Raw genomic sequence first — 11,923 nt, 5'->3', positions numbered from 1 at the left:
TGTGCAGAATTTCTAAGAATTTAAATCTGAGCATTTAGTTCGCAATATATTTATAAACTGTGCTGCTCTATATTATTCAAACAACCTTTTCGTTGCTTTAATCCATTCATCTGCTATGATCTGATGACCGCAAACTGTTGGATGCACCCCGTCCCAACTCCAATATGAAGGTTCTCTTAGTTTACACAAATCATTAAAAATCCCCTGCAGAGGAATAAAAATTGCGTTATAATCTTCAGCCACTCTTTTAGCGATTGCTTGTAAAGGTGACATAACAGCTTCCCAAGCTTCTCTTTCCTTTTCTACATTTCCTACCGGCAATATAAAAGGCTCACAGATAACCAATTCACTCTGCGGAAGCCTCTCTTTTATTGCATCCAGCATAAGACAATATACAGCCTCAAACATTTTAGGCTTTGTCCCACTTTGGCTGTCAATCTCTGCATAAACATCGTTTACGCCAACTAAAAAGCTTATAATGTCTGGCTTTATATTAATAATATCTTCTTCCAGCCTTGCAAACACATCAACTATTCTATTGCCCGAAATTCCTCGATTTACAAAGGTCAAATCTTTATCAGTATATATAGTTCCAAGTTTCCCATTAACCATGTAAGCATATCCATGCCCCATATGATGATTTAAATCCCACAACTCCTCTTTCTTTTTATAACGATTACCATCTGTAATTGAATCCCCTTGGAATAATATTATCTTACCCAATTTTCTCTTCATCCTTTCCTAGCTATATCTAATAAGTTTTTCACTTATTATATTCTACTAACATATAATATATCATCTAATCTCATTTATCAAAGAAATATCTATCTCATTGTCCTTCAAGCTTAATTTAATACTTTTATTTTCAACAAAAATAACCATATTTTTAGCATCCTTCTTAATTATCTGAAGCTTTTTCTGATTATTTTCTTTAGGATAGATGACTGCTAAAAAACCGTCCTTAGCATCTGCAGTTGCTCTTATATAATCCATCATACTCATATTTTTGCTTTCACCAGGAAAGAAAAGCGTAGAACGCCCCTTATCTAATTTGATATCTTTTACGCTGCTCAAAAATACTATCTGAAGATCAACTTCGTAAGCTCCCTTAGAATAAACTTGATTATCTTCTATTGCTGAATACTTGGCGGCCACAGGTAAGTTAAACAATATATTACCTTCAAAATCCTTTACGATATCTTGAATTACATATATATCAAATTCTTTTATATAATATACCTTACGAGTATGAATCCCGGTACCTTCAGAATTTAGAATTTCTATCTCTATGCTTTCTATCCAGCCTCCAATTTCACAAGATAATACCTTGCTTTGTCTTGGTACATCTACCCAGCCTCGCTCCAGACTATAAGTACCTGCAGATAGATTCACAGCAGAATTCCTGCTCTTTTCTATATTTTTTCTCTTCGTTGAAAACTGCATGCAGGCATGAGCATAGGAACTTATATGCCAGCTTGTACTGTTATCAAAATATCCTTCTATTCCTGAATCCATTACTATAGGAATAGAATTCTTATATATAATGAAGGAACCCTGATCAAGATGCCCATGGCCGATAAACTTTGGACTTGACATTATGGCAAAATAACTCTGATCCTTCTTTCCGAAATTTTTTCTGAAAATATATATTCCCGCATTTACAAAATTCTTGCAGGAAGTTAAATGTAATTCAGAAGATGGCTTATAGGAATCTCCTTTACCCATTATGTTTTCTAGAGCAATGCTTTCTCCCCAAAACTTTTTAAAAGGCTTACCTGCAGCACTCCAGGTATGATACATCCTGTCTGCTAGAACCTTATCTAACTTTTCTATGTCTTCGAGATAAATGCCATATATGCCGAATTCACTGCCGCCGCTTAACGCATGGTCACCAAATGGAGGAGTCCCAATGTTACCATTGAAATACTCATATGCTGGCGTCTGTAGATTCAAACTATAGCCGAACATTCTTGAAAGATTTGTTAACTATCTTGTTTACTGAAAGTATCAAAATAAATCCAAAAAGTGATTGATATAAGCCAGCCGCACTACCACGCCCCATATTAAAATCTACTGCCAGTGAACGATATACATAAGTATCAATAATATCTGTAGCATTTAAAAGCATTCCATTATTCCCTATGATTTGATAAAACAAATCAAACTGTCCTTTCAGTATTCCTCCAAGTGCCAAAAGTACTAACATGATTGCTGTAGGCTTTAATAATGGTAATGTAATATGCCAAATTCTCTTCCAATTGGAAGCTCCGTCTATATAAGCAGCCTCATAAATACTTTCATCAATTCCCAATATAGCCGCCATATAAATAATAGTTCCATATCCAAGACCTTTCCAGATGTTTATCAGTACAATGATAATGGGCCAAGCTCCAGGATTTTGGTAAAAATCATATTTAGGAAGTCCTACAGTTGTAAGGAGGTTATTGACTATTCCATACTTGTAATTAAACACGTTATAAACTATAACACCAACTATAACCATTGATACGAAAAATGGCATCAGCATCATTGTCTGAGTCACTTTGACAAAATACTTTCTCTTTATCTCTTTCAAAATTACGGCTACAGATATCTGGCACAAGTTTCCCAAGCCAATAAATGCTAAATTATATAGTATGGTATTTTTTGTCAGTTTCCATATAACCGAATCCATTCCGCCTTGAAAAAGGAAATGAAAATTTCTGAATCCTACAAAAGGACTTCTAAGCAATTTTATATAGTCAAAATCTACAAATGCAAAGTATAGTCCAGGCATAGGCAAATAACAAAATAATATAAAATATACCACCATGGGAATCAACATAAAGTAGTACGTTTTATGCTTTCTAAAATCTTCAAAATGCCGTGTTTTCTTCTTTTTTACTTGCTGTGTTACTACTGTGTTTTCCATATGACCATCCTTTCTACTATGTTCTTATCTTATCAGCTTGGCTATAAAAAGAATATGGTAGTTTTCTAATAATAAGGGTAATTTTACTAGGATGTATACGTTTATTATATAAATAAGATAATTTCTCAAACTGAACTTGATTATAGGCTTAAGACCCGTCGCTGTTATCATTTTGCAAATTATTTAAAAGGATAGTTGGCAGAACCGCCATAGAGTGTATAAATAATCTAAGGGTTGAATGTGAAATTAAAAAAATCTCTGCAGCATGCAGAGATAAAATTTTATTACTTTTTAACTTTTGATTTTTGCATTATCCTTACTATAGTTAAAGTGATTCCTCCAAACATTACAATTAGAAAAGCCGGCATAAAAAGTACACCCAAAGGTCTTTGCAGAGCCGACGAAATCGTAATCCATGAAAAAGCTATAAGTATAATAAGTTTTATAAAGCAGATCATATTCCTTGTTTCTATATAGATAATCTCACAGTTTTCCTCTGTTAACTTAACAGGAAGATTCCATACACTAGGGAAAAATGAGACAGCAGTCAATAGGATGTAGATAAATAAATAAACTATAGGCAGAAAAATTAGCGAAATTTTATTGCTCCAGATATTAGGTTTGCCTGTCAAACCAAAATGTGATGCAATCCTTATAGGAATATTAGACCACCTAACTATTAAAAATATTACAATTCCTAGGAAAACAGCTGCTATTAGAACTTCAATAATCTTTTGCATTTTCGTAAAAGGTACTTTTTTATCCATTATAACTCCCCCTAAATTAATAACTTTGCTCAGTCTATTTCATATATAACCCAACGAGCTCCATATCCTTATTAAAAGAAACTGTTAATTGTATATTTTTCTTTTCATATTTGGCTATTGCTACGACAGTAACATACTGATCTTTTTTCTGCTCTTGAAAAAACAGCTTTGATATAGAATTATATTTTCCTACATCGCCTAGTCCTTCCCAAGCCTGCTTTAATTGATCCGCAGCAAGTTTTTTTCTTAATTTTGGTGTAAAACTATCAACTATAGCTTGATATTTATGCTCATCTAGATTTTTCGCTACTGTCTCAGTTCCAGCTTTAAGTTTCTTCTCACTATAATTCTTGCTAAGCTTTGAAGCACCACAGCTCACTAATAACACTATGGATAAAATCATTAATAGTATATTGGAAAACTTTCTCATATTAAGCAACATCCTTTTCATGTTTTTTATTAATTTGCAGGAAAATAAGTAATCAGATATGGCATCAATAAAGGAAATTTAAGTATAGCTCATCACCATTTATCCCATCTTCGCCTTTAGCTATAGTAACACAATTAGCGAGTTGAGCAGTTTGCTCACGCTAAGCCTCTGGAATAACAATGTTAACCTTAAACACTTTATCCGAAAAATGAATTCTCACATCTCCCTCATACTTCTCCAATGTCCTTTTAACATTACCAATTCCTATAGCCTCATGATTTTTCTTGCTTGATTGGAATTTATGACCTATTGTAGCAGGAGTCTTATCGATGGAATTCTCAATATTTATCACAAAAGATCCGTTAAACTTATCCATCTTTAATAATACATATTTTTGTTTATTTGCCTTTCTTGCCCCCTCTATAGCATTATCGATAAGATTAGCGAATATAGACGTCAGGTCTATATCCTTTATAAAATTCATATCAGCATTTCCTATTTTGCAATCGAAAAATATATGCAGTTCCTCAGCCTTCTGTATCTTATCATTCAAGATGATATTAAGTACCTTATTACTTGTATATGACCTTTGGGCAAATTTATCAAACATCTTGTCCATATCTTTTGCATACTGTTTTGCTTTTTCACTGTCTTGCTGTCGATATAACTCTTCTATAGTCTGTAAATGATTCTTAACATCATGAATTAGCTTTCTTGAGTTCTTATACTTTTTTTCCAAACTATTATAGTAATCATATTGCATTTTAGTCTGTTGTTCATATAATAATAGTTCACTTTTAAGCTCATTATTTCTTGATACCGATTCAAATACATTAGTAATAAATACATTCAAGACTATTATTGATGCAATGTTCACTGTAAGTAATATCAAATCTTCAATTGAAATATATATCTGCATATACATCAATAACGTAATAACATAAAATATACTGAACAATGGCAGAACAAGAAAATTGAAATATTGAAACCTGCTAATCTTTTGTATGTTTTTTCTGCCATAGAAAATTATGAATAATTTTGTAGCACTTAGATTTATAAATTGAACAACAACTGACGAAGCTATATTTAGTGTTACAACGTTATAAAAATCAACATTAACCAATCTATATATCGCTTCAAGCATTGGCAGTGCTGCAATATTAAAGCAGAGAATCGCAACAATATAAAGGCTGTAATAAAAGATATATATTTTTTTATTATTATATAGAAAATGTCCAACAAGTATCGTACCGAATATCGTTACTATTATATTTAATGTAAATCCCCCAAAAATTTGAGCTACAAATAGTGCTCCAGTATATATTAAATAGGCTATAACATATACATATTTTCTTCTATATAATGTTCTCTCAAACCTACTCATAAAATAGAATATTATATAAGTAGAAAAAAAGCCGATAAGAATTATTACTATCTGTTCAAAGATTCTAAAAGCATCATTTATCATAATACCCCCCACTTCACCTCGAACTCAGGCGACACAAATAATGATGAAAAATGGTGTATCTTCACGCTATACTCCTACCTCACATACTAAAAATATGATTTTCTAAATATATATTAAATTTTTCTCTGAATTCCGCAGATTTCTTCTGTGAAAGAGGAACAACGCTTCCATCCATCATAAAAATATTATAACCCTTAATGGCCTTAACATGAAAAAGATTGACTGTAAAACTCTTATGAGGCATCAGGAAACCATATTCCATCATATTTGCAGCAATCGAAGTTATTTTTTGTTTTATAATATAAGACCTATTAAGCGTCTTTATTTTTACTTTTCTATCTATATATTCAAAATAGTATATATCTTCAGGGTATAGCCTTACAATTCCTTCGGTAGTTATAAATTCTATAAGCTTATTCAACTCGTTTTCCTTCGAGTAAGCTTCTGCTTCATTAAGCTGCTTATATATCTGTTCTTTTTTTATTGGTTTGTTTAAATATCCAAAGGCGTGAACCTCAAAGGCCCTATTTATATATTCTGTAAAATTTGTAACATATACTATCTTTACATCCTTATCATATTTCCGTATCCTTTTCGCAGTCTCAATCCCATCTAATTCTCCCATATCTATATCTAAAAAAATCAAATGAAATTTCTTCTTATCTAGCAAAAGATGTTCTCCACAGGAATAAGTACATATGTCATGGTTTTTGGGTTCATATTCATGAATACATTCTTTTATCTCATCTACAATTTTCTTATCATCATCACATATTGCAATATTTATCATAGTACAACCTCACTAATTAATCTGTTATCTATATAGAATTAAATATATTTATAGGGTAATGTAATTATATAATTTTGGAATTTTAAATACAATACGGTTTGTATAAGATACAGAAAACAGGTAATGAAAGACAAAAAAAGGGGAGGAAGTGATTTCCGTCGACTGAAAAATGCCTCCTACAACCACTTTCTCCCCTATGCTGACTCTATGCATTTACAAAGTATTATTTTCTTTATTACTTATTTCAAATTATTTTCCTTGTTTATTTGTTTATTAGTGTTTTCTTAAGAGCTATCTTCATATTACTTCGTATATTATATAGTTATATCCTTTTAACAACATATACAATATATTTCCATAGAGTTAAGAATCATCTAGAATTATCAAAAAACATAACCTTCTAAGAAGAAAATTATGCTGTGCAGAATTTCAATGAATTAATTTCTAAAAATTTTGTTTAACGAAATTTTATCTTTCACTTTTCTCTTTACTCTTATTAAGCGTTTCTTTTATCTTCGTACATAAGAGAATCTATGTGTTCTATAAAATCATCAATAGATATTTCAGAATCCCAATCGTAGATATCATATCCTATACTTAGACTGATATTATAAGAGCTATGCCTCTTATTCTTAATTTCGGCAGTATTAATCCGTATCCTTTTTATTGCTGCCAGCAATTCTGACTCTTGGTTTATCTCCATAATAGCTATAAATTCATCTCCGCCAAACCTGCAAACCAAATCACTTTTTCCAAAGCTCTTATTTAAAATCTCACCTACATCAACTAAAGCTGCATCACCAGTACCATGTCCCCATTTATCATTAATCTGTTTAAAACAATCTAAGTCTATCATTATTCCAGCTAATAGCTTTTTTCTTTTTTTTCTTCTCTTTATGCTGTGGAAATAATAATCTAACTGCCTTCTATTATACAAACCAGTTAAATGATCCGTATAAAGCTGATTGTTTTGTATATTAATAAATATTATAAGTATAGATACAGTGGTGCATATCCAAACAAGTGAAATTCCGTAGAATAAATACTGGATCACTCCGCCAATAAATGGAGGCACAATAAAAATAATCATTGCAGTAAAATAATTTTTCTCTAAAGATTTACGCTTGACTGAAATAAGTACCAAAGAAAATAGCAAATAAGATAAACATATAAAAGCTATAACTGGATATAAATTTCCTCTAAAATACCTATTATCACTATCAAAATAAAATACCAAACCATTAAAATAACTTGCTGCACAAATTAATGTTCCAAAAACAGCAGGTGGAGATATCAGCATCAACAATACCAATGAAGCTTTTTCATCCCTATATACCTGATAATGAGCATATATACTCCATACAATGCACGGTAAAATATTAAATATATAATATATTACCGTCAATATTCCTGCTAATATCCTAATATTTTCATTAGGCATACCATTTAATCCCCAAAGTATTGCATCAGAACATAACACTCCAAAGTTTGAATATAATAATATCGAAAACAACTTTTGTTCAAACAAATGCCTTCCTGGCCTATTATAAGTATTTACAAATATGACAAACAAAATAACCAGTGCAAAAACATCAATCTCAATACATTCAATTTTTCCCATTTATTCACCTAGATTCAAAGTCCATTACCCCATTCCATATTCTACTACACCTATACATATATTTCAATAAGATTGTAACATAATGGTATTTTTTTTAATTTCATGATTAAATTTATAAGATACAGATTCCAATGTTATATAAAATCATTTACTTAATACTATTCTTCACTACCGTTTAAGTAAACACTTTTGAATCTTTTCTTTTTCAATGATGCTTAAGGTACCTGTCCTATTCTTGTACTTAGTTATGTAAGTTAATATTTCTTGCTTTCCACCCTTTGATGCTGAAAAAACAGGAATTGCATTAGAATGGAGCTTCACTTCAGCTTCATCATTTACAAAATAAACAATTCCTTGAACCCAAGTATTAATCCTATGCTGCTTAAAAAGTTTGGACACCCTATATACATGAGTTGATACCTGTTTCACAGGATTATAATGTTCTTTAGTGTAGCTTCCGCCTCCTCTTCCAATTTTATATTGAATTATTTTATTACTATTTTCATTTCCTTCGATAATACCGTTAATATTCTTAGTTTCAACCACAAATACTCCATTATCACCTATGATTATATGATCTATTTGGCTGGTTTCTCCGTCCACAGTTACATAGACATCGGACATAACAATATAACTATCAGACAGCTTTGAATATACTTTTAACGATTTTTCTTCACCCTTCCAGCCGATTTTTAATATGTGTGATTTTTTTAGAAAGACATTGCCCAATATAGCTGAAGTGACAAGAGCTAGTAGCGACACCAACGGAGGAAAAATAATAAAGCTTACAAGTGCTGCAAATGTTATTGTAAAAGAAATTACACCTGCAATTTTATATTTAATGTAATCAATTTTCAGATGATTTATTTTTTTTACTGTTTTAGCCATAACTTATACCTATAGGGTTTCTGTATCGAAACTTAATTTATACATGTACCAAAATCTCGGTTTCTGGAGATTATGTTGCATGTATAAATTAATAGTTGAGTTAGAAACCCTACATATCCTTTAAATTTTATATTTAAACTTGAACTTGCTTTCTAAAAATTATAACACAAAAAGCAGCCGTTATGACTGCTTTTTTGTGCTGGCACAAAGTTAATCTTTATATAATACACTTTTTTATGTTCTCCAAGTTTTACTGCCTCTACTCTTCCATGAGAATCTTAAGCATTTTATCTCTATTATTCATAAAACTTTTCGTTATCTGATAATTGTCTGTCTCTTCATAATCAACCTCAGTTATACCGTCTTTTATCTGATAAATTGTAGCTTTAGGATAAGCCATTATAATAGGCGAGTGTGTTGAAATTATAAATTGTGACCCTTTTTCTATCAATTGATGCATCCTTGAAATCATAGCCATCTGTCTAGACGGTGATAGTGCGGCTTCGGGCTCGTCTAATATGTACAACCCATTTCCTCCAAACCTGTTCATAAACAATGAAAAGAACGATTCACCATGAGATTGCTTATGAAGAGAATTTCCACCATAAGAACATAATAAACCTGGGCATTCTTTCTCCATATCGTCAATATTAGTTGCTACATTATAAAAGCTTTCAGCTCTTAGAAAAAAACCGTCCTTGGGTGCTGTAATGCCTTTAATAAGTTTAATATAGTTATGTAACTGCGAATGTGTATTGCTAGTTGCAAAACTAAAATTCTTCGTACCACCCTCCGCATTAAATCCATACGCCACTGCTATAGCTTCAAGAATTGTAGACTTACCTGCACCATTTTCTCCTACTATAAAAGTAACCTTTGAATTAAACTTCAAACTTGTTAAATTTTTTATTGCCGGCAGACAGAATGGATATTCATCAAATGATTCTATGCTGCTTCTCTTAAGCTCCATACTTCGCAAATACTGCTTGTTATCCAATAATCCCATAAATTTCTCACCCCTTATATACTTTTCAGCATTCCACCTAAAATCATCTATAACAATCACTTTAAGGTTGTCATCATTGTGAAATCATTCCGCTATACCAACCTGTAACTCCATTCTTTTTTACTAAATACCCTCTTGATGTTTTTCTTACTATTGATAACTTATCACCAATATTTACGGATATTCTATAATCTGTGTAATCATCGCATCGTGTATTTTCATCAAAACTGTAAATATAATCATTATGCATCCAAAGACAGTAACCTGATGATTTGTGCTCAACTAAAGAAAATTCATCACCCTCTTCAAGCATTCTAATTTCATTGTCCGTATAACGAATGCTAATTGAATCTACTGATTCTTCTTGCGATGATTGTGCTATAGCGACTGGAAAATCATCATAATACTGATAAGTTATATTTTCAGAATCTGCGGCTGAAATAACCAGTGCATTTAGCTGACCATCCCGTTTAAGACCGCAACCACCATCAATACTTATAATTTTTCGCTTTTTATCTATAATTGGATTTGAACATGCGATTCTATCGTTATACAAAGATACAGGCCAATGTCCTACAACCACATATTTATTAAACTGAATATTTCTTTCCATAAAAGCGTCAATTTTTAAATATTGAAATGGGTCAGTGCTTATAAATGAATTAATATCACTTGATGGTATGCCACCATGAACAAAAATATAGTTCTGCGTTTCTATAATTGTTGGAAGATTGTACAGAAAATCAAACTCATTTCGAAATTTGATTTTCATCTGTTTTTTTGCATTATCTATATCTTCTGGTTTATTAACTCCAATTTCTAATTCACTGCACATTTCTTCAAATAAACAACTTCCCCATTTCTTCTTCATAGATTTCATGTAAACAAAAAGCTCATTACAATCTTCTGTGCTGTTATTATCAATCAATAAAAGCCTTGCTGCATCTACATTACCTATAAGAGGATAAACAATATAATTATCACATAGGTACATGACATAATGAAGAGTCTTTAGACTCAATGGACCTTTTTCAATTATGTCTCCTAAAATAAATAGAATATCATCCTCTGTAAAATTTATTTTTGCTAGCAAGTTTTTTAAATGATAATAATGGCCATGAATATCACTTATTACAATTATTCGTTTGTTATGTGGTATAACTATTCTTTTAACTATAGTTTGCATCTTAGTACTCCTAACATAAATTATTCTTCCAACAATAGCTTCTATAGAGGAACACTGCAAAATCTTAACTTATACATGTACAAAAATCTCGATTTCTGGGGATTATAGTGCTTGTATGAGCTAACAGTTTAAGCAGAAATCCTATACTCCACTATAGCAAACATACGTTCCATTGTCAAATTTTAGTATCTACTGTCAGTCATTCTTAGCTAAACGTACAAAAAATAAAAAAACACTAAGCTATATACTTAGTGTTTTAACCTGGCAACGTCCTACTCTCCCGTGGGGCTTCCCATGAAGGCCGAAGGTTGATAACCTTCGGCGGGCAGATCATCCGACGGCAGGAGGATATCTCTTTATCTGCCCAGTTGTACTGAGGAAGCTGTACGTCAAAAAAATAAAAAACGCTAAGCTTTATACTTAGCGTTTCTGACCTGGCAACGTCCTACTCTTCCGTGGGGCTTCCCCCAAAGTACCATGGGCGATGTAGAGCTTAACCTTCGTGTTCGGTATGGGAACGGGTGTAACATCTACTCCATCATTACCAGATAGTCGTTTTGTGATAACCTTCGCATTACTGCGTCAACTCCGTCGCTGTGGTGCTCATTGGCGTACCTGCCAACTCCGCTCCTCGCTCTGTCGTTTCCTTGTTCTGCTCGGTTCTAACAAAACTCCATAGAGTGCTTAACCTTCATTAGCCGTTTATATGACCTCGGTTAACCATCCATGTTGAGAACTTTTCATTCTCTCAAAATTGCACATAAGAATTTTATTGGTCAAGCCCTCGACCTATTAGTATTAGTCAGCTTAATACATTACTGCACTTACACCTCTAACCTATCTACCTGATGTTCTT

General features: G+C 32.0%; 11 protein-coding genes and 2 rRNA genes. All 13 read right to left on the bottom strand.

Annotated elements, in window-relative coordinates; translation table 11 throughout:
- Window positions 1–72: 72 nt before the first annotated feature.
- The gene (locus CLORY_RS12525) at window positions 73–723 is read right to left on the bottom strand and encodes an SGNH/GDSL hydrolase family protein (protein WP_207652209.1); all 651 of its coding nucleotides are present in this window, start codon (window positions 721–723) and stop codon (window positions 73–75) included.
- Window positions 724–795: 72 nt separating this feature from the next.
- On the bottom strand, window positions 796–1,953 hold the full coding sequence (locus tag CLORY_RS12520; RefSeq protein ID WP_207652208.1) for a heparinase II/III domain-containing protein: 1,158 nt from the start codon (window positions 1,951–1,953) through the stop codon (window positions 796–798).
- Between the two features lies 1 nt (window position 1,954).
- Window positions 1,955–2,911 (bottom strand): ABC transporter permease, encoded by a 957-nt coding sequence (locus CLORY_RS12515; protein WP_079424928.1) that lies wholly within the window; start codon window positions 2,909–2,911, stop codon window positions 1,955–1,957.
- A 284-nt stretch (window positions 2,912–3,195) separates the two neighbouring features.
- The gene (locus tag CLORY_RS12510; RefSeq protein WP_079424926.1) at window positions 3,196–3,678 is read right to left on the bottom strand and encodes a DUF1648 domain-containing protein; all 483 of its coding nucleotides are present in this window, start codon (window positions 3,676–3,678) and stop codon (window positions 3,196–3,198) included.
- Window positions 3,679–3,712: 34 nt separating this feature from the next.
- Window positions 3,713–4,108: a DUF3887 domain-containing protein gene (locus tag CLORY_RS12505; RefSeq protein WP_169911616.1), complete on the bottom strand. Its 396-nt coding sequence runs from the start codon at window positions 4,106–4,108 to the stop codon at window positions 3,713–3,715.
- Between the two features lie 160 nt (window positions 4,109–4,268).
- On the bottom strand, window positions 4,269–5,576 hold the full coding sequence (locus tag CLORY_RS12500; RefSeq protein ID WP_079424922.1) for a sensor histidine kinase: 1,308 nt from the start codon (window positions 5,574–5,576) through the stop codon (window positions 4,269–4,271).
- A 79-nt stretch (window positions 5,577–5,655) separates the two neighbouring features.
- Window positions 5,656–6,366: a LytR/AlgR family response regulator transcription factor gene (locus CLORY_RS12495; protein WP_079424919.1), complete on the bottom strand. Its 711-nt coding sequence runs from the start codon at window positions 6,364–6,366 to the stop codon at window positions 5,656–5,658.
- 496 nt (window positions 6,367–6,862) lie between these two features.
- Entirely contained in the window at window positions 6,863–7,987 is a 1,125-nt protein-coding gene (locus CLORY_RS12490; RefSeq protein WP_079424918.1) for a GGDEF domain-containing protein, read from the bottom strand.
- 168 nt (window positions 7,988–8,155) lie between these two features.
- Window positions 8,156–8,875, bottom strand: coding sequence for a nuclease-related domain-containing protein (locus tag CLORY_RS12485; RefSeq protein ID WP_079424915.1), 720 nt, complete (start codon window positions 8,873–8,875; stop codon window positions 8,156–8,158).
- Between the two features lie 259 nt (window positions 8,876–9,134).
- A complete protein-coding gene (locus CLORY_RS12480; RefSeq protein WP_079424913.1) occupies window positions 9,135–9,881 on the bottom strand; it encodes an AAA family ATPase in 747 nt (248 codons plus the stop codon).
- Window positions 9,882–9,954: 73 nt separating this feature from the next.
- Complete coding sequence (locus CLORY_RS12475) at window positions 9,955–11,067, bottom strand: metallophosphoesterase (protein ID WP_079424910.1); 1,113 nt, start codon at window positions 11,065–11,067, stop codon at window positions 9,955–9,957.
- Between the two features lie 432 nt (window positions 11,068–11,499).
- A 5S ribosomal RNA gene (rrf, locus tag CLORY_RS12470) occupies window positions 11,500–11,616 on the bottom strand.
- A gap of 223 nt (window positions 11,617–11,839) precedes the next feature.
- Window positions 11,840–11,923, bottom strand: a 23S ribosomal RNA gene (locus CLORY_RS12465); the annotation flags it as partial.

Origin of the sequence: Clostridium oryzae, from assembly GCF_002029235.1 — a bacterium.
GTDB lineage: Bacteria > Bacillota > Clostridia > Clostridiales > Clostridiaceae > Clostridium_AE > Clostridium_AE oryzae.
Note: the sequence above shows the minus strand (reverse complement) of the source record. Positions and strands in the feature narration are given on the sequence as shown.